The organism is Paenibacillus sp. FSL K6-1330, from assembly GCF_037976825.1.
Taxonomy (GTDB): Bacteria; Bacillota; Bacilli; order Paenibacillales; family Paenibacillaceae; genus Paenibacillus_AQ.
This window is the reverse complement of record NZ_CP150269.1, coordinates 2,535,271-2,554,269: the sequence shown is the minus strand read 5'-3', so window position 1 is coordinate 2,554,269 and position 18,999 is coordinate 2,535,271. Positions and strand designations below refer to the sequence as shown.

General features: G+C 51.9%; 15 protein-coding genes. 4 read left to right on the top strand and 11 right to left on the bottom strand.

Going from position 1 to position 18,999, the window contains the following annotated elements; genetic code table 11:
• Positions 1-48: 48 nt before the first annotated feature.
• Positions 49-639, bottom strand: a complete 591-nt coding sequence (locus NYE54_RS11485) for a YdhK family protein (RefSeq protein WP_339272042.1) — start codon at positions 637-639, stop codon at positions 49-51.
• A 207-nt stretch (positions 640-846) separates the two neighbouring features.
• Between NYE54_RS11485 and NYE54_RS11480 the strand changes: the two genes are divergently transcribed.
• The 4 genes from NYE54_RS11480 (at position 847) to NYE54_RS11465 (ending at position 7,293) form a co-directional block, all read left to right on the top strand.
• Positions 847-1,779, top strand: a complete 933-nt coding sequence (locus NYE54_RS11480) for an AraC family transcriptional regulator (RefSeq protein ID WP_339272041.1) — start codon at positions 847-849, stop codon at positions 1,777-1,779.
• 123 nt (positions 1,780-1,902) lie between these two features.
• The gene (locus NYE54_RS11475) at positions 1,903-3,780 is read left to right on the top strand and encodes a class I mannose-6-phosphate isomerase (RefSeq protein ID WP_339272040.1); all 1,878 of its coding nucleotides are present in this window, start codon (positions 1,903-1,905) and stop codon (positions 3,778-3,780) included.
• Complete coding sequence (locus tag NYE54_RS11470; RefSeq protein WP_339272039.1) at positions 3,777-4,781, top strand: ROK family protein; 1,005 nt, start codon at positions 3,777-3,779, stop codon at positions 4,779-4,781. Before NYE54_RS11475 ends, NYE54_RS11470 begins: the two co-directional genes overlap by 4 nt.
• Positions 4,782-4,803: 22 nt before the next feature.
• On the top strand, positions 4,804-7,293 hold the full coding sequence (locus tag NYE54_RS11465; RefSeq protein ID WP_339272038.1) for a glycoside hydrolase: 2,490 nt from the start codon (positions 4,804-4,806) through the stop codon (positions 7,291-7,293).
• 107 nt (positions 7,294-7,400) lie between these two features.
• On the opposite strand, the gene NYE54_RS11460 is transcribed toward NYE54_RS11465, so the two are convergent.
• The 10 genes from NYE54_RS11460 to NYE54_RS11415 all read right to left on the bottom strand — a co-directional run bounded on the left by NYE54_RS11460 (position 7,401) and on the right by NYE54_RS11415 (position 18,864).
• Positions 7,401-7,637, bottom strand: a complete 237-nt coding sequence (locus NYE54_RS11460) for a hypothetical protein (RefSeq protein WP_076320777.1) — start codon at positions 7,635-7,637, stop codon at positions 7,401-7,403.
• Positions 7,638-7,717: 80 nt separating this feature from the next.
• The gene (locus NYE54_RS11455) at positions 7,718-8,443 is read right to left on the bottom strand and encodes a YwiC-like family protein (RefSeq protein WP_339272037.1); all 726 of its coding nucleotides are present in this window, start codon (positions 8,441-8,443) and stop codon (positions 7,718-7,720) included.
• A 51-nt stretch (positions 8,444-8,494) separates the two neighbouring features.
• Entirely contained in the window at positions 8,495-10,009 is a 1,515-nt protein-coding gene (locus NYE54_RS11450) for an MFS transporter (RefSeq protein WP_339272036.1), read from the bottom strand.
• Positions 10,010-10,175: 166 nt separating this feature from the next.
• Positions 10,176-10,823, bottom strand: a complete 648-nt coding sequence (locus tag NYE54_RS11445; RefSeq protein ID WP_339272035.1) for a response regulator transcription factor — start codon at positions 10,821-10,823, stop codon at positions 10,176-10,178.
• A complete protein-coding gene (locus NYE54_RS11440; protein WP_339272034.1) occupies positions 10,820-11,902 on the bottom strand; it encodes an ATP-binding protein in 1,083 nt (360 codons plus the stop codon). The genes NYE54_RS11445 and NYE54_RS11440 overlap by 4 nt, the downstream gene beginning before the upstream one ends.
• On the bottom strand, positions 11,899-12,363 hold the full coding sequence (locus NYE54_RS11435; RefSeq protein ID WP_339272033.1) for a GAF domain-containing protein: 465 nt from the start codon (positions 12,361-12,363) through the stop codon (positions 11,899-11,901). The genes NYE54_RS11440 and NYE54_RS11435 overlap by 4 nt, the downstream gene beginning before the upstream one ends.
• A gap of 51 nt (positions 12,364-12,414) precedes the next feature.
• Positions 12,415-13,107 carry a respiratory nitrate reductase subunit gamma gene (gene narI, locus NYE54_RS11430; RefSeq protein WP_076320772.1) on the bottom strand — a complete coding sequence of 231 codons (693 nt, stop codon included), beginning with the start codon at positions 13,105-13,107 and terminating at the stop codon, positions 12,415-12,417.
• On the bottom strand, positions 13,094-13,672 hold the full coding sequence (narJ, locus tag NYE54_RS11425; protein ID WP_076320771.1) for a nitrate reductase molybdenum cofactor assembly chaperone: 579 nt from the start codon (positions 13,670-13,672) through the stop codon (positions 13,094-13,096). Before narJ ends, narI begins: the two co-directional genes overlap by 14 nt.
• Positions 13,665-15,200, bottom strand: coding sequence for a nitrate reductase subunit beta (gene narH, locus NYE54_RS11420; RefSeq protein ID WP_339272032.1), 1,536 nt, complete (start codon positions 15,198-15,200; stop codon positions 13,665-13,667). Before narH ends, narJ begins: the two co-directional genes overlap by 8 nt.
• On the bottom strand, positions 15,190-18,864 hold the full coding sequence (locus tag NYE54_RS11415) for a nitrate reductase subunit alpha (protein WP_339272031.1): 3,675 nt from the start codon (positions 18,862-18,864) through the stop codon (positions 15,190-15,192). Before NYE54_RS11415 ends, narH begins: the two co-directional genes overlap by 11 nt.
• Positions 18,865-18,999: the final 135 nt, after the last annotated feature.

The following is an 18,999-nucleotide window of genomic DNA, read 5'->3' as shown; positions in this document are numbered from 1 at the left end:
TCGCTCTCATGTATAGAGAACGATTGTTTTCTTTTTTTCATAAAACTTCTATTGTACGGGGGCCAGCTCGCTTTCCGTCACCCACTTATGGTTCTTGACTTCTTCGCCGGTTGTCGTCGTGAAATCCACCATATAGACCGTCGTTTGTTCGGCGGAATCGATAACGGCAGTGGCTCCCTTCATTCCCTCCATATGATCCGCATTCACGACGGCTTCCGTTCCGGGCTTTAGGGGCTCCTTCCCGGCATCCTTCATCTCCTCATGAATCACCCATTTATGATCCTTTACTTCAGGTCCGCCGCTCGTCGGCGTATACGATATCGTGTACACCGTCGTATCGTACGCCCCGACAATCGTTGCTTTTGCCCCCTTCATTCCGGGCATGTGGTCGGATTCAATGATCGCTTCGGTGCCCACCGCATAGGTTGGATTCTCTGCCGGCTTCAACCCTTCCGGAACCTCCCCCGAGCCGGAATGGTTCATGCTGCCATGATCCATGTCATCCATGTTCCCGGTGGCCTCCGTGTTTTCCTTGTTATCGGGGTTTGCGCTTTTCGTATTACCGCAGGCACCCAGTATGAGGATGAGGGATGCTAACGCAACCAGAATAAGCGGCTTCCATCGTTTCTTAGCTGACATATGATGAACTCCTCTCTTATATTGAATGTTCATAGCATAGCAACTACTTATGAAGAACATGTGTAGCTGTCTATGCATTACATCACTATACCCATTTTTTCAATAAAACTTATCTGTGATATAAAATAGAGAGTGATCATAACTACTATTTAGTCCTATACTCTTGGTAGACATATTTGCCAATTCCCAGAAGGAGCACTTTCTCCCATGCAAATCAATGACGAAACTTACATCCCGTTATTTAAACGGGCCAATTCCATATTAAACCGAACCCTGAACCGTATCGATCAGCAGGAACTGAGCATCCGGATCCACTACTGGGGATTTATGCCGCGCCACTACGATAATACGGAGCATAGGCATTCTTTTTTTGAAGCCTGTTACGTGTTGACAGGCCGTGGATCGTATATCGAAAACGAGACAGAGTTCCATCTTCATCCAGGCACCCTGTTTCTCTCAAGGCCGGGGGTCCAGCACCAAATTAAGAGCAGAGAAGGCTTGGCCTTATGTTATGTTGCCTTTGAGCTGGATGAATCGGCAAACAACGATTTCCATACGGCTGCTTTCCGAAGGTTAGCCAGCCAAGGCATTCCGGTGCTTCAGGAAGGTGCCGGGCAAGCGCCTGGACTCTTGTGGCTTTCGCTGTTATCCGTGTTTCAGTCGGGCTCTGGCGGTAAGCAGCACCCGCCGCATATGCTGAACAGCATGGCTATTTCACTCATATTATCGATTCTGGCAGCCCACGGCCCCGGTTTCTACCAAGAACCTTCCGATGGTGGAGCAAACGAAGAAGGAGCTTCGATGTTTCATCAGGCCGAATTGTTTATCAAGGATAATCTGGGCGAGCCGCTCTCGCTGGAGCGGGTGGCTGGCCATCTTCACGTTACGACCCGTCATTTGACAAGACTGTTCCGGAAATACGGACATCAATCCTTTGTTCATTATGTGCAGGAGCAGCGTGTGCAGCAGGCTAAACACCTGCTTCTGAATACAGACCGGCAGATCAAAGAGATTGCCATCTCTTGCGGATTCGAGTCCGTGCACTACTTCACCCGGGTGTTTACATCTAAACTTGGTGTAACCCCGGCCCGCTTCCGGCGGTCGCAGTTTTCGGAAGGTCGTTACGACTCCGAGCTTTAGCGGCTAGAGACGTCGATGTCCTGATCGTACAAAAACACTTCCTCTTTTTATAAAGACGGATCCTCCCTTGCCTTCTACAATGAAGTCGTAACAGACATTCCGGAAGGGAGGATCCATCTATCCATGAAACCTGCAACAGCCTTTCAATCACACCCGATCAACCACTTGGACTTTCGAAACGGACCCCAATTCATGAAGAGCGGGATCGACTCATGGTGTTCATTGATCCTATCGACCTACAAACAAAAATCCCAGCATGAAGTGCAAGAAAAGAGCAGTATCTTCATTACGCTTGACGGAACACACGGCGCGGATTTCGATAAACTTCTGGCAAAGCTTCAGCAAACCTGTGAGCAAGAAGGGATCACCTTCACATGCGATTCCACGTCCGATTATGTCAAACCCGAAGCCGAGCTCCGGGCCGAGATGGCTCCTTATCTGACTGACAACCGGGCATTCGGCTATAAAGCAACCGATGTACGTCCCATTCAATATTTTCAACAGGATGCACGGTCTGCCTTGAAAAAAAGTGCGCTTGAATCTGACGCGATGCGCGGCATATACGTACTGCACGGACCCGGCGCTTCGCTGCTTGAAGGCCGGACCCCCGACCTTCGTTTCTACGCCGATTACTCCCGCGAAAACCAGCAGCGGCGTCATGCCCAGCAGATGGGCAGCTTCGGCTTGGGCATCTCCCACGACAAGGTTGAGACTTACAAGAATTGTTTATTTCTCGAATGGCCCGTCTGGGAGACTTACCGTCGTGACTGGTTAGCCCATTATACCCATGCCGAACGCTCGGACAATAAAGCGTTCTACATGGACTTCAATCGTCCGGAAGAGCCGGTGTGGCTGCCGGCAGCAACCTTGGCAAACGTACTGCATAAAGCGAGTCAGCAGCCGTTTCGGGTCAAGCCGTTTTTTGCCCCGGGAATATGGGGTGGTCAATACCTTAAGGAATTATGCGGCCTTCCCGACGAATGGCCGAACTGCGCCTGGAGCTTTGAGCCCATCGCTCCCGAGAATACGCTTCTGCTGTGCGTGCAGGATATCACCTTCGAGATTCCGTTCACATTGCTGATGGAGGCAGCGCCTCAAGAGATCATGGGAAAGCGTAATGTCAGGCTATTCGGCGATTATTTCCCGATCCGGTTTGATTATCTGGATACAATGCAGGGCGGCGAGCTATCGCTGCAGGTGCATCCGCTGCAAGAATATGCCGAGTCACGGTTCAATGAACATATGACGCAGCAAGAGTCGTACTACATCATGCGGAATGCCCCGGGAGCCAAGGTGTATCTCGGGCTGAAGGAAGGAATTAGCGGCGGACGTCTGCTTGAAGCAGTGGAAGACGCCCAGCTTCAGGAAAAGCCGCTTCAGCTCTCCGACTACGTTAACGAGTACGATTCGCAAACAGGGGGTCTTTACCTCATTCCACCAGGCACGGTCCACTGCTCTGGCAGGGATAATCTGGTGCTGGAAATCTCCTCAACCACCTGGTGGTTCACGTTCAAGATCTACGATTACTTACGGATGGACGCAGATGGCAAGCCGCGCCCGATGAACCCTGAGCATGCACACCACAATATCAATGACGCCATGAATACGTCAGCGGTAGAAAGCGGACTTATCGCCCAGCCAACCGTCATAAGCCGTCAAGGCCGTAGTGCGGAGGAACTGCTCGGTCAACGGGATGATCTGCTATTCCAGGTTAGCAGGCTGACCCTGCATGAAACATGGAATGCAGACACACAAGGAGAATTCGTCATGTACAACCTTGTGGAAGGTGAACGTGTCCGCCTTGTACCGGCAGCGGACGAGGGTGCGGCCGTTGAATGGGGTTATGCGGAATCCTACATCGTCCCGGCATGTGTGGGAGAATACCGTCTGGAGAACCTGTCCGGCTCCCCGTGCACCTTGATCGCCGCCAGAGTCAATCCGGAGTGGAATCTTCCGCTTCTTCCGCCTCACTGGGCAACCGAAAGTGGGGAGACTCAATGAGCCGCAATGATAGCGCCGATCCAGAAAGCGTGCCTTCTCCTGCCCCTATCACGATCGCGCTCGATGCTGGCGGCACTGCGTTGAAGGGAGCGCTCATCGTGAACGGGCAGCTAATCCCCGGCTCGTTCCTAACCCGGCCTTCAGAATCCCAAGGAGCCGCGGCGGATACAATCGCCAGCTTTGCTCAAGCCTGTCATGATTTGATCACCTATTACGCTTCGGCCTTCCGGCCATTGGATTATTACGATTCGATCCGGATCGGCTTTGCTTTTCCGGGGCCCTTCGATTATGCAAAGGGCATCGCGCTTCTTCAAGGCATCGGCAAATATGAAGCCCTGTTCAAGCTGTCGGTTCGGGATCTGCTCCGTTTCGAATTTCAGAGACTCAAGTCATCCTTCCCGGGTGTCACAATGAATCGTCTGACTGCGGCCGATATCCGGTTCGGGAATGACGCCTTCATGTTCGGGCTTGGGGCCTCCATCCGGTTCCCATCGGAGCGTCTCCTATGCCTTACGCTCGGTACAGGCCTTGGCTCTGCCTTTGTGGAGAATGGTCAAATCGTAGCCGGTAGACACGGTATCCCAAGCAGCGGAATGCTGTTTGCGGAGCCTTACCGGGATCACATCGTGGACAGCTATTTCGGGAGAAGGGGCATTCTGAACATGGCTTCGAAGCGGGGTCTCCTGACCGACGGGATCGATGTAGCCGACCTCGCTGAAGCAGCCAAGGGCGGTAACACGCAAGCTCAGGATGTATTTCGGGAATACGGCACCAAGCTAGGAGAGATGCTTCTCCCTTATCTATCCGAGTTCAAACCTAGCCGCCTAGTGCTAGGGGGACAAATCTCGTACAGCTTGCCCTTATGGGAAAGGGAAATCCAGCTAGCTTTAAGCAGGCATGCCGTTCCGGTTCATACTCTCGCAGATGGAACGGCGGCTGTGTTTAACGGCATTGAGAAGTTATTCGGGGATCCGGATCATCATGTTTCCGCTCCCAATTAATTTATAGGAGGTCACCAATATTATGAACCTATCCACGCAAGGCGGTCATCGACCCGCCCGCCCCTGGACGATCTATGTCATCCATCATTCCCACACAGATATCGGCTACACCGAGCGCCAAGAAAGAATTGAGCAGTACCATGTGGATTTTATCCGCCAGGCACTAGACATCACGGAAGCCGCACACCGCGGGGAGCGCCCGGAATGGAAAACATTCCGCTGGACCTGCGAGACCTTCTGGGCCGTGGAGAAATTTCTCGAAGAAGCAACTCCGGCAGAGAAAGAAGCTTTTCAACAAGCGGTGAAACGTGGCGATATCGAACTGTCCGGAACCTATCTCAATATGACCGAGCTCCCGGATTTCGACCTCCTTCTGCGGAATCACGGCAAGGCGCAAAGGTTCGCGGAGACCTTCGGACATCGGATCGACAGCGCCATGACCGCCGACATTAACGGGTACAGCTGGGGGTATGCCGAAAGCCTGCTGCAACATAACATCGAGCACCTGTTTTCCTGCATCCATACGCATCACGGCATGTATCCGCTGGGCCGCAAACAAACGCCGTTCTGGTGGGAAAGTCCAAGTGGCGGCAAGCTGCTTGTTTGGAACGGCGAACATTATATGTTCGGCAACGAGCTCGGGTTCTGTCCGGATGCACTGGGTAAATACATCATCAAAGACGAGCTTCAGCATAACCTGATGGAGCCTGAACAACGTCATAACGACATCGCTGCTTTACGGATTAACCGGTATTTATGGAATCTCGAGCAGGAATCCTACCCCTACTCCTTCGTTCCGGTCATGGTCTCAGGCCTAGGCACGGACAATGCATCCCCGAATGCGGATATCGCGGAGTGGATTACGAATTGGAATGAACAATACGGCGACCAAATCACCATTAAGATGGCTACGCTGTCCGAATTTTTTGCAGCATTGAAACAGGAGGACCTGTCCGCGCTTCCGGTACACCGGGGGGATTGGCCGGACTGGTGGACCGATGGGGTGGCTTCAACAGCGATGCATACCCAGATTTACCGGGATGCCCAGCGCACCCTTCGCAAGGTCAAGCGGCTCGATCCGGTCCATGGTGCGGCAAGCCTGACCGAGATCGAGGATGCCTCACAAGCACTGACCATGTACGCCGAGCATACATGGGGCTATCATTCCTCCGTGTATGAGCCATGGCACCCGCAGGTGCAAATGCTGGAGGTGCGGAAGCAAGCCTATGCGGCTGAAGCCAGCAAGCTGGCTTACCGGGCGCTGGATAAAACGCTTGTTGCCCGTCAGGGCGCACTGCTTGCCCCTCATCGTCCCTTGCGCTACGAGGTGATCAACACGGAGTCGGCCGCGGCGACGCTGCAGGTCGCCATCCCGCTGGATGGTTGGGAACATGTGATCTTGAAGAAAAAGTTCGAGCTCATCGACGAAACGACCGGACAGGCATTACCGTACCAATTGGCACACACGGGGGCGCTTGTCACGCAGCTCTCACTTAAACCGGATGAGTCCCGGATCTTGTACATCCATCCGCACGAAACACCGGATGCACTCTCCGCTTCCGGGAACATGGTGACTGCGCGCAACACCGAACCGATTGCATGCGAAGGAATTGCCGACATCCAATCTCAGCCCATAACTCCATATCCAATCGTTGTGGGCAAGCGTTCGATCGAATCCGAATCCTTCCGGATCGAATGGGAGATGAACGAAGGCATTACGGCATGGATCGATAAGACACGCTCGGCAGACCTGCTGGACGATGCACGCGAGCACGCGCCATTCACCCCCGTGTACGAGGTAACGCCGGCACAGGATGAGCATAATCCGTCCGAAATATGCTCAACCCGCCGCCGCATGGGACGCAACCGGAAGGGCACGAACGTCCAGCAGGATACCGGACGCTTGACCCGAGTCACCGTGCTGGACAACGGACCGCTGTTTGCCCTGGTGGAGCTGGTCTTTGACGTGAAAGGGCTCAGCTACTATGCCCTACACATCAAGATGTATGCGAACCAACCTCGTGTCGAGGTGTCCGTCCGCTTCCACAAGGACAGCGTCTGGCTACCGGAGAATGTTTACGTGGCTTTGCCATTCACTATGGGCACTGAAGCCGAGCTATATGTAGAAAAAGCCGGCTGTCATGTCCGGCCATGGAAGGATCAGATTCCCGGAACCTGCCTGGATTACACCAGTGTCCAAGAGGGAATATTCTGGCACTCGGCCAAAGAACGGGAAGCGCTCATTCTGTCCATGACAGACACGCCGCTCGTACAGCTGGGAACGCTGGAGCACGCCCCCCGGCTGCTCCACACCATGCAGTCTGCGGACAGCCGTCCTTCCACGTATGCCTGGATATTGACCAACTACTGGGAAACCAACTTCAAGGCGACGCTCGGCGGCTTCTACGAGTTCCGTTATGCGCTTGAGCGGCATCGCCAGTTGGACCCGGAGCAGGCTGTGAAAACCCTGCACGCTTCAACCGGACAATTCACGATTCACCGAATCAAATAAGTCAAGATGGAAAACAGCTGCCCTGGTTTCAAGGCAGCTGTTTTTCATTATGATAGGCAGGATGGCCCTCAAGCCGCTCCAGCCCTTATTATTTTTCCACAGTAAGACTACGTCCATGCCCACATGAATCCGTCACGATCCCAAGCGATCCGACCGCCATGCAGTTTGCGGAATGCCTTCTTCACTTCCTTGGACAGTGAGGCATTACCGTTTTCGTTAACGAAAACAAACTCTTCCCCGAAGTTCTCGCGTACATAGCGGATGGCCTCTGTCTGATACAAATTACCCGTAAACCGGATTTCCTCCACCATCCATTCGGCCACCTGCTGCGCTGTATATGTCATATGAACATCGTTCCCTTCTGTATACCTTCACTTATTATAACAGAATGGACGATGGAATCGATTTTTATGAAAACGGCAGACTACATCAAGATCATGGACAGCAATAAAAACTGAACGGAACCCACAATCTCGATGATTCCGACCTTCATCGGTTTCATTGCTTTTCCGGAATACAGTAACGTCTTAATGAACGGAAATACGAATGGCAGATACATCCACGGATTCCCGAAGATGATCGGCAGAACCAACATGACGGCATGATATATTCTTGCGTATATCGTCCAGCGCCTGTTTTTCCGCTCACGGAATACCGATTTGACAAAGAACACGGTGCCCGTGAAATATAGGAAATTATACACAATGACGGCGGCAAGCATCGGATCGAAACCACCGCCCCCCAGCATATAAGCAGCGGCACCTCCGGTACAGAACAGCAGAATCGCGCAAATATCATTTAACAGCGCACGCTCCGCTTTCTTAAGGACATGCCAAACATTCACCATGATCAGGATGAGCAGCACAGGTGCAAACCAGAGCATCGACGGCTTGAAGACAAGCACCGGAATCAGAAAAACAACGGCGATAAGGGCATAAACGATCCCCCAGGATATCCAAGTTTTACGTTGGGACGTCTTCTTTAAGGATTGCAGAAACGGATAGGATGCCATATATAAACATAACCAGGCCAAAAATAGCGGAAGGTGCAGCAGAACCGGCTTGGCTGCCGCCATTCCTATGATATAGGGTACACTGACCATAGCCCAGCCGCCATGCTCCCGTGGGATGACAATCCTCGTCTTTTTCATGCGTCTCTCCCTCTCCAATCCATCAACTCATACCAATCCTGATTCATATCTTCAGCCATTCGAACAACGGCCAGGCGGATAATAAGTAATATCGCTGAAGGTACCCACATATTGTACGATGTCACCGGATTCGTCCTTTACCGCGTTAATCGTAAGTAGCTCCAAGTACTCTTCTCCGTCTTTCCGGCGGTTCCAAATCTCCCCCTGCCAGCTCCCGTGTTCCCTGATTTCAGACCACATCGCCTGATAAAACGCCGGTGATTGTCTTCCGGACTTCAATACGCTCGGATTTTTGCCGAGCACTTCCTCCTCCGAATATCCGGTTAACTTCGTGAATGCCGGATTGACGGCATTGATCCTACCGTTCGAATCCGTAACCAGAATCCCCTGGCCGGTGGAGTTAAACACCTCGGATTGCACGGAAAGTTTGTCCTGGTAGTACATCCATACCACAATAACGAAACTGGCAAGCGCAACCTGCGATAAGGCCATGAATCCAATGGAATACTGCCCTGTGGCCGAATGGATAAAGGAAAGCATCAGCGGCGGGAAGAATCCGCCAAGGCCGCCCATCATGGACACGATACCGTTCACAATGCCCGCCTGCTTGTTGAAATAAAGGGGCACGAGTTTGAAAATAACGCCGTTTCCGAGACCGGCACCAACGGCAATGGTTAAGCATCCGGCCGTATATAAGCCAATGGATGGAGAGAATGCCAACAGGATGGCCGCAGCCGTGAGCCCTAAGAATATGCCCATTAATAAGAACAACGGTTTAAATTTATCCGCAAGCCAGCCGCCTACAGGACGTAATAAAGTGGCTACCAAAATGAATCCTGCCGTCCGCATCCCGGCGTCCACCTTCGCAAGCTCGAAATGGGTAACCAAGAAGTTCGGCAAGTACACCGTAAAGGCTACGAACGAACCGAATGTGATGAAATAAAAAAGAGAGAAAAACCACAGTTTTTCATTTTTATATACACCCTTGATCTGTTCCATAATCGGTGTTTTCACCTTGATTTCTTTACGGTCACCTAAGAGTGCATTTAGCACGGCAAATATCAGCAGCAGAATTAAGTACAGCTGGACGGTTTTGGACCATCCGATCTGAGTCGCGATGACCGGTGCAGCAAACGTGGTAATGGCGGTGCCAATGTTGCCCATCCCGTAAATCCCATTTACGAGTCCCAGCTTTTCTTTCGCATAGTATTTAGGCAATGAGGTCACACCGACCGAGAACACGGCCCCTCCGATCCCCAGAAACAAGCCACCGATGACCAAATGCGTAAAGGATGAAGCCGAGCTGATAAAATAAACCGGAAACAGCAGCAGGATAAAGCTGACGATAAAAACAATTCGTGCTCCCACGACATTGGCGTAATAGCCAAGCGGAATCCGGAGGACCGAACCCAGCACCACCGGAATAGCCGTCAGAATAGCGAGCCGGTCCGCCGGAATGGAGATATCTTCTCGAATAAACGGCAAGAGCGCGGAGATGATGACCCATACCATAAAGCCAAGCACCAGATTCATTGTTTGCAGCGGAAGCTGCAGCTTTTTGATCATTTCCATCACCTTTTCTAAAGCGTAATGAATGGCAATTGATCCCCAGCTCCTATTGTACGTGCACCTATTCACAATGCTAATAGGGAAGTTCCCTGAATCTCTCCGGGGAACTTCCCTATTCCTTAAAGCAACAACCCTTTATTGCGCCCTTTTATATACGTAAGGACTAAAAATCTAGCAATTTTTTCTTCAATGCATATTCCACTAACTCCGGGCGGCTTTTCAAATTCAGCTTGTCCATAATTTTGGCTTTGTGCGCTTCCACCGTCTTGACCGATACAAAAAGTTTTTCCGCAATCTCCTTATTGCCATAACCCTTGGCGATCAAGGGCAGGATCTCAATCTCCCGTTTGGACAGACTGTTAAACGGATCTTGTTCCGCGCTCTCGCTATCTTTCTTAATAAACTCCCGAACCAGGGAAGTAGCCATCTGGGGATGGATATAGGTCCCTCCCTTATGCACCATGCGGACGGCGGAGATTAATTCATCATCCGGCGCATTTTTCAGTACGTAACCTGAAGCACCGTTTTTTAAAACATGAAACAGGTAATCGTCATCATCATACATGGTTAGAATCAGAATTTTCGTGTCTGGAAATTCACTGCTGATCTTGCCGGTTGCAATCAGTCCGCTTTCGCCGGGAGGCATGCTTAAATCCATCAATAGCACATGCGGCCGGTGCTTCGCCACCATGGTGTAAGCCTCCATGCCGTCTGCCGCCGTCGCGACGACCTCCATATCTTCCTGGTAATTCAGAATCATGGAAAACCCGCTGCGGACCACGGCATGATCATCCGCAATCACAATTTTCATGTACCCATCACCTCCAGCTTGTCGTCACCATTCGTAAGCGGAATGTTAAGCTGAATCGTCGTACCCTCACCGGGAGCGGAAAGCAAAATAAACTGACCACCGACGAGCTCTGCGCGTTCGCGCATCCCGTACAGTCCCAGTCCGGTTCCCTTAGCTTCATCAATGACCATATTAAACCCGACTCCACGGTCCAGGACGGTTAACTGAAGGTAGCCATTCACTTCACATAAGCGTACATGTACCTCATCCGTTCCTGAATATTTCATGGCATTCAGCACCGCTTCCTGGCATACCCGGTACACAACTGTTTCAATCTCGCTGCCGTAGCGGGCTGCCGCTAACTCCGCAGAGAATTCAACAAGCACTCCGTAGTTCTTTCCAATCCATTTAAAATGGGAGCGGAATGCAGCCTCAAGCCCCAAATCATCTAATGAAGCCGGTCTGAGTTCAACGGATAAATGCCGGATATCATCCAGAAGCCTGGTTAAAGACACCTCGGTCTGGTGCAGTTTCTTGAGCACATCCTCGCCCACATTCATATATTTAACGACGCGCAGGTCGACCAGCGAGCTTAAGAGCTCTTGAGCCACGCTATCATGCAGTTCGCGGGATATCCGCTTGCGCTCGTCCTCCTGTGCCTTGATGACATATTTCAGCATATTCGTCCGCTGCAGCATTTCCTGTGTCTTCTGCTGCTTCGTCAGGTCGAGAAGCATCATCACCCGGATGCCGCGAGCTTCATCGATGATATGGTAACTGGCCGCATAGGGAACGATTCCTTCGCCGCGTGTCTTAAGATAGACTTGGAACGACGAAAACTCGCCATCCGGATAATCCAGATAGCATGTGGAGCAGGTTATGAGATCCTGTTCATCGGTGTACCCTTTGCAGGTTTGGCAGAAGGAACCATCCGCACCAGAATGCATCCTCTCGATCACTTCAATGTCAAGGATGTTCTCTGCAGCCGGATTCATAGCCACCACGCTGCCCTTTTCGTCAATAAAAAAAATGGCTTCCATGCTATTATGATACATGTTTCTAAGCAATTCGCTTAAATGCTCATCCGTCATTTGAATCAAGGCTGTGATACCTCCTTGGCATAAAAAGCACCAAATTCCGTTCCTATTCCTTCCTGAAACGACTCAAAGGACATTGGATCCAGCACGTTTTCCTTGCGGTATCCCACAAGCAAAACACCCCTGACGCGAGAGCCTTCCCACAGCGGTACTGCACCAAGGCTTTTCAACTGCTCGGCAACGATAATCGGGTAATTATACAAGTCCCTTGATTCAATATCAGCATTCACGTTTTGAATCAGCATCGGTTTTCCTGTCTTAAACACCATGCCGGCGATGCCTTTGCCGGAATGTAAAACGATGCGCTTATACCTCTCGTTTATATTTCCCGAGGCATACTGCCAGGTCAATACAAATCGGTCTTCAGCCGGCTGCACCAATGCCATGGACACGAAATCGAATTGAAACCGGGCACGAAGCTTATCCATTTCACTTTGGTAGTTAAAGATCGGCTGATTCTTCATTTCCATTACTCCTCTGACGTAGAAAAGAAGGCCAAAAAGCCTTCTTCCGCTCTACGATTCAAATTTACGGTGCTTTCTATACAGAATATATCTTCTACCCACATAATTCAACGGAACACTCCACACATGCACCAATCGAGTAAACGGCCATAAGCCAAAAATACCAAATCCGGCCAAAATGTGAATTTTAAACGCCAGCGGCACATTCACCATCAATGAAGCATCCGGACGGAGCATAAACAATCCACGGAACCACACGGATACCGACTCCCGATAATTGAATTCCGGCTGTACCGCGTTCGTAACCAGCGTGCTGTACATCCCCATAAATACGATAAACAGCAGGAGGACATTAACCATCATATCGGAAGCACTGCTCAGTTTTCGCACATTTCGAATGGTGAACCGCCTGGCAGTTAACAGTACCATACCTGCCAGGGTTAGAAAGCCAAATGCGCTTCCGATATACACCGCCCCGATGTGGTACATATGATCACTGATGCCCAGTGACTCCATCCAGGATTGAGGGATGGCCAAGCCTGCGACGTGCCCCCCGATAACCGGTATGATGCCTAAATGAAACATGAGACTGCCCAGCTTGAGATGTTTCTTCTCGATAAACTCGCTGGATTTTGCCGTCCAGTTGAATTGGTCTGTACGGTAACGGTAAATATGACCGACAATAAACACAGCAAGGCAGATATAGGGAAAGATGACCCACAGAAACTGATTAATCATGCTCATGATCTGCCGCCTCCTGATTGAAACATGCTTTGAACGTCTCACGCAGACCTTGAATGAGATGAAGATACGGACTCTTATACTTCTCCAAAGCTTTCAGCAGATGATAGGTGCCGTCTTCCATAACAGCCAGCATCAAATCCAGGCTCGCTGCCACTTCCTTCTCGCGACCCTGCCAATTCGCCGCATATATAAACTCGCACATCAGCGGAAGATAATCCGATAATTCCGAGCCCGCGATGCCCAGGCCAAACATCTCATACGTCTCTTTAAGTTTGGCGAGCATCTGGCCACGTTCCCGGCCATCTTCAAATTTATAAAAGGTCATGTACAATGTAGATTTCGCCTGAAAGTCGAAGGTCTGGACGTACAGCTCTTCAATCTCTTCCATGCTGTATTCATGCATGGCCGTCCAGTACGTTCTGACGGATTCGTAGGCCGGGTCCGAGGAGCCAAGCGACTCCTCCATGACCGACGGATGGAAATCCAGCTTCTCCGGATACGTGAGCTGCTGAGCGAAAAAACCGAAAACATGTTTATAATCATGCAGCTTTCCGAGATTAATCACGCCAGATCCCCCCATAGAAGTTTTCTTCGTACAGCTCTTTGCCCGTTTTGCCCTGCAGACCTTCCGGACCGCAGCCGCCGCAGCTTGCGCTGAAGCCTTCGGAGCCCTGTGAACGGTAAACATCCATATGGCTTTCTTTATGCGAAGTCGGGACCACAAACCGGTCATCGTATTTAGCGATGGCGAGCAGCCGATACATCTGCGTCATTTGATGGGCGGTCAACCCAACCCGTTCTAGCCGTGTCTCATCAAACTCAGTCCCTGACGATTGCGCGCGCATATAAGAACGCATCATCGCCATTTTTTGCAGGGCTTCCTTTACCGTCACCGTGTCCCCTGCCGTGAGCAGATTCGCGAGATACTGAATCGGTGTACGCATCTCCTCGATCGCCGGGAAAATCATGTCCGGATTCTCGATCGAATCCCTGCCTTCAAAATAGTTCATGATCGGACTGAGCGGCGGCACGTACCAAACCATTGGCAGCGTCCGATACTCCGGATGGAGCGGAAAGGCCAGCTTGTATTCAATGGCCAGTTTATATACGGGCGAGTTTTGGGCAGCTTCGATCCATTCTTCGGTTAATCCGTCCTTGCGCGCCTGCTCGATCACTGCCGGATCATGCGGGTCCAGGAACAGATCGCACTGGGCCTGATAGAGATCCTTCTCATCCGGCATGGAGGCTGCCTCCTGTACCTTGTCGGCATCGTACAGCAGCACGCCCAAGTACCGGATACGTCCTGTACAGGTTTCGGAGCATACCGTAGGCAGCCCGGCTTCAATTCTCGGAAAACAGAAGGTGCATTTCTCGGCTTTATTCGTTTTCCAGTTGAAATACACCTTTTTGTACGGACAGCCCGTCATGCAGTACCGCCAGCCGCGGCAGGCTTCCTGGTCCACCAGGACGATGCCGTCTTCATCCCGCTTGTACATGGCACCGGAAGGACAGGACGCTACGCAGCTCGGGTTCAGGCAATGCTCGCACAGGCGGGGCAGATACATCATGAAAGTCTGCTCAAAGTTGAACTTGATTTCTTCCTCGATCTTTTCGATATTCGGATCCTTCGGGCCGGTCACATGGGCTCCCGCCAGATCATCTTCCCAGTTCGGACCCCATTCCAGATTCATCGTCTCGCCGGTTACCGCCGATTTCGGACGGGCCACCGGCTGATGCTTCTTCTCCCCGGCATTGGTTAGATGCTCATAGTTATAGGTCCACGGCTCATAGTAATCTTTCATTTCCGGCATATCCGGATTGTAAAAGATTTTGCCGAGCGCGATTTTGGACAGCTTGCTGCCGGATTTCAGCTGCAGCTTGCCCTTTTTCAACGTCCAGCCTCCCTTGTACTTCTCCTGGTCTTCCCAGCGGATCGGATAGCCTACGCCCGGCTTCGTTTCCACGTTGTTGAACCACATATATTCCGCACCCGGACGATTCGTCCAGGTGCTCTTGCAGGTGACGCTGCACGTATGGCAGCCAATGCATTTATCCAGATTCATAACCATGGCGACTTGTGCCTTAATCTTCAAGCCAATCCACCTCTTTCATTTTGCGGACAGCCACGTACACATCCCGCTGGTTGCCGATCGGTCCGTAGTAGTTAAATCCATAGCTGAGCTGCGCATAACCCCCAACCATCTGGGTCGGCTTCACATGTATTCTCGTCGGCGCATTGTGGCTGCCGCCGCGATCCTTCGTAATTTCCGAGCCCGGCACGTTGATGTGTTTATCCTGCGCGTGATACATGTACATCGTGCCTTTCGGCATCCGGTGACTGACGACGGCGCGAGCGGTGACGACCCCGTTGCGGTTGTATACTTCCAACCAATCGTTGTCCTGAATGTCGTGAGCCGCTGCGTCATCGTTGTTAATCCATACCGTCGGGCCTCCGCGGAACAGCGTCAGCATGTGCAGATTATCTTGATAGGTGCTGTGAATGTTCCATTTGCCATGCGGCGTCAGATATCGGAGCACGAGTGTATCCTTCCCCCCGGTAATCTGCTTGTCGCGCGGTCCGAATACCATTGGCGGAAGCGTCGGTTTATACACCGGCAGCGCCTCTCCAAACTGCAGGAAAATTTCGTGATCGATATAAAAATGCTGTCTGCCGGTCAGCGTACGGAACGGCACAAGCCGTTCAATATTCGTTGTGAACGGGGAGTATCTTCTGCCCATTTTGTTCGATCCGCTGAATACCGGCGTCGGAATGACTTCCCGCGGCTGGGCCGTAATGCTCTGGAACGTGATGCGCTCTGCGGCGCGGTCCGCGGAAATGTCTTTTAGCTGCACGCCGGTGTCCTGTTCCGCCGATTCCCAGGCTCGCTGCGATACCTTGCCATTCGTGGCGGAAGACAGATTCAAAATGGCATCCGCCGCATTTCGCGCCGTATGAAGTTTGGGCAGGCCATTCTTGATCGTGTCATCGTAATAAGTTCCGTTCAAACGCTTCAGCTCTTCATACTCCTCGGCTACCGAGAAGCTGACGCCATGCGCTCCGACTTTACCTGTAGCCAGGTTCGGACCGAGCGTTATATATTTGTCATGAATTTTCGTATAGTCCCGCTCGACCACCGTCAGATTCGGCATCGTTTTGCCAGGTATGGCCTCAATCTCCCCCTTGCGCCAATCCTTCACTTCACCGTATGGCTGGGCGATCTCGCTTATGGAGTCATGAGAGAGCGGTGTGGTGACCAGGTCCTTATATATTCCCGGAAGATGGGTCTTCGCCATATCTGAGAAGACTTCGGCAATCGTTCGGTATATATCCCAGTCCGACCGGGATTCCCAGAGGGGATCCACTGCCGGATTAAACGGATGCACAAAAGGATGCATATCGGTTGAAGACAAGTCCGTTTTCTCATACCAGGTTGCTGCAGGAAGGACTACATCTGCGTACATCGGAGTTGATGTCATCCGGAAGTCCAAGGCAACAAGCAGATCCAGCTTGCCTTCGACTTCTTCGCGCCAGACCATTTCCTCCGGCTTATTCTCTTCATTCGGCGTCGAGAGCAGGCTGTCCGAAGCGCCCAGTAAATGCTTCATGAAATATTCCTGACCCTTGGCGGAGCTCGAGATCAGGTTCGAGCGCCAAACGAACAGCGATCTTGGGAAGTTTTCAGGCGCATCGGGATCTTCGGCCGCAAACTTCGTATCCCCGGAAACAACTTGTTCAAGCGTATGCTTCACAATTTCCTCATGGGTGGTTTTCCCCTGCTGCGCTGCTTCCTCCGCAAACTTCAGGCTGTTTTTGTTGAACTGCGGGTAAGATGGAAGCCATCCAAGTCTCGCGGCAAGCACATTGTAATCCGCCGGATGCTGGTAACGGATCTCCCCGCCCGTTGGCGATTTCAGAGAATCGGCTCCCATTTCTTCGTACTTCCATTGGTCAGTCGCAAAATAAAAGAACGAAGTGGCGTTTTGCTGACGCGGCGCTCCCTGCCAGTCTTTAGCAAAGGCAACCGTGGACCAGCCCTCGATCGGGCGGCATTTCTCCTGGCCGACGTAATGCGCCCAGCCACCGCCGTTTACGCCTTGGGACGCCGTTAGAATGACCAGATTCAAAATGGAACGGTAGATCGTGTCACTGTTAAACCAGTGGTTAATCCCGGCGCCCATGATGATCATCGAGCGACCGCCGGTTTCCAGCGAATTCTGCGCAAACTCCCGGGCAATCTGAACCACGATGGATGGCTTCACACCGGTGATTTTCTCCTGCCAGGCCGGGGTATAGAAGGAGTCCGCATCCTTGTACCCGTCTGCATCCAGCCCGCTGTCTGCCTGTCCAATACCATACTGGCTCAGCATCAGATCGTATACCGTTACCACCAGACGCTGCGTCCCGTCCGCCAGCTGAATGGTCTTCGCCGGAATATGGCGTTCGAAAGTGCCGTTGGCGTTGTTATCGAAGAACGGGAAGGAAATCGTCTGTCGCTCTCCACCCTGAGGCTCCACGGATAGCGCCGGCGCAATGACCGAGCCGTCCTCGCGCTCCAGGATCAGGTTCCATTTCTTGTCCTGCTCCCAGCGCTGCCCCATCGTGCCGTTCGGAACCGTGATTTCATTGGTATTCTCGTCGATAATCACCGGCTTCCACTCGGCATGCTGCGTGGTATCGCCCAAATCGCTTGCCCGCAGGAAGCGTCCCGCCTTGTATCCCCCCTCAAACTCATCCAATAGAATGAGGAAAGGCATATCCGTATATTGTTTCGCATAATTCAGGAACATCGGTTCCTGACGCTCATGATAGAATTCTTTTAAAATAACATGCGTCATGGCCTGTGCAATTGCGGCATCGGTTCCGGGATTCGGAGCCAGCCAGTTGTCCGCGAACTTGACGTTCTCGGCATAGTCCGGCGCGACCGACACAACCTTCGTGCCTTTGTACCGCACCTCCGTCATGAAGTGGGCGTCCGGCGTCCGCGTTAACGGCACGTTCGAGCCCCACATAATAAGGTAACCGGCATTGTACCAATCGCTGGATTCCGGCACATCCGTCTGCTCTCCCCAGATTTGTGGAGATGCCGGCGGCAAGTCCGCATACCAGTCATAGAAGCTGAGCATTTCTCCCCCAAGCAGGGAAATAAATCTGGCTCCTGAAGCATAGCTGATCATCGACATGGCCGGAATGGGCGTAAACCCGGCAATCCGGTCTGGCCCGTATTGGCGGATCGTATAAATGAGCTGCGCGGAGATCAGCTTCGTGGCCTCCTGCCAGGACACACGGACATGACCGCCTTTACCCCGCGCTTGTTTATAGGACTTGGACTTCTCCGGATCTTCGACGATGCTGGCCCAAGCGGCGATCGGATCGCTGTGTTGGCTTAAGGCCTCTTTCCACATATGCCATAGCCGGCCGCGCATATAAGGGTATTTCACTCGCAGCGGACTGTATTCATACCAGGAAAATGAAGCTCCACGCGGGCATCCGCGTGGTTCGAATTCCGGCATATCCGGCCCGCAGGAAGGATAATCAATCTGTTGGTTTTCCCAAGTGATGATCCCGTTCTTCACGAAAACCTTCCAGCTGCAGGAGCCTGTGCAGTTCACGCCATGCGTCGTCCGTACCACTTTGTCATGCGACCAGCGCTTGCGGTACATATCTTCCCATTCCCTGCTTTTCTCCTCCAGAACGGACCAATTGTCAGAATAGCTTTCCATCCTCTTGAAGAACTTCAGCCCCGACTTTCGTTTCATAGGACAGTTCAACTCCTTCTGCTTGAATGACAATGATTGGGGAATCAATATGCCGTCCTTCGTATAATTTAATTATGAGTGGCCTCTTCCTTGGTTCCTATTAGGGAAACACCTATATTCCTCCGAGAATTCCCT

Bases quoted from the DNA above. Each gene is read 5' to 3' on its own strand.
- NYE54_RS11485 (WP_339272042.1), bottom strand. From the start codon at position 639: ATGTCAGCTAAGAAACGATGGAAGCCGCTTATTCTGGTTGCGTTAGCA.
- NYE54_RS11480 (WP_339272041.1), top strand. From the start codon at position 847: ATGCAAATCAATGACGAAACTTACATCCCGTTATTTAAACGGGCCAAT.
- NYE54_RS11475 (WP_339272040.1), top strand. From the start codon at position 1,903: ATGAAACCTGCAACAGCCTTTCAATCACACCCGATCAACCACTTGGAC.
- NYE54_RS11470 (WP_339272039.1), top strand. From the start codon at position 3,777: ATGAGCCGCAATGATAGCGCCGATCCAGAAAGCGTGCCTTCTCCTGCC.
- NYE54_RS11465 (WP_339272038.1), top strand. From the start codon at position 4,804: ATGAACCTATCCACGCAAGGCGGTCATCGACCCGCCCGCCCCTGGACG.
- NYE54_RS11460 (WP_076320777.1), bottom strand. From the start codon at position 7,637: ATGACATATACAGCGCAGCAGGTGGCCGAATGGATGGTGGAGGAAATC.
- NYE54_RS11455 (WP_339272037.1), bottom strand. From the start codon at position 8,443: ATGAAAAAGACGAGGATTGTCATCCCACGGGAGCATGGCGGCTGGGCT.
- NYE54_RS11450 (WP_339272036.1), bottom strand. From the start codon at position 10,009: ATGATCAAAAAGCTGCAGCTTCCGCTGCAAACAATGAATCTGGTGCTT.
- NYE54_RS11445 (WP_339272035.1), bottom strand. From the start codon at position 10,823: ATGAAAATTGTGATTGCGGATGATCATGCCGTGGTCCGCAGCGGGTTT.
- NYE54_RS11435 (WP_339272033.1), bottom strand. From the start codon at position 12,363: ATGAAGAATCAGCCGATCTTTAACTACCAAAGTGAAATGGATAAGCTT.
- narI (WP_076320772.1), bottom strand. From the start codon at position 13,107: ATGAGCATGATTAATCAGTTTCTGTGGGTCATCTTTCCCTATATCTGC.
- NYE54_RS11415 (WP_339272031.1), bottom strand. From the start codon at position 18,864: ATGAAACGAAAGTCGGGGCTGAAGTTCTTCAAGAGGATGGAAAGCTAT.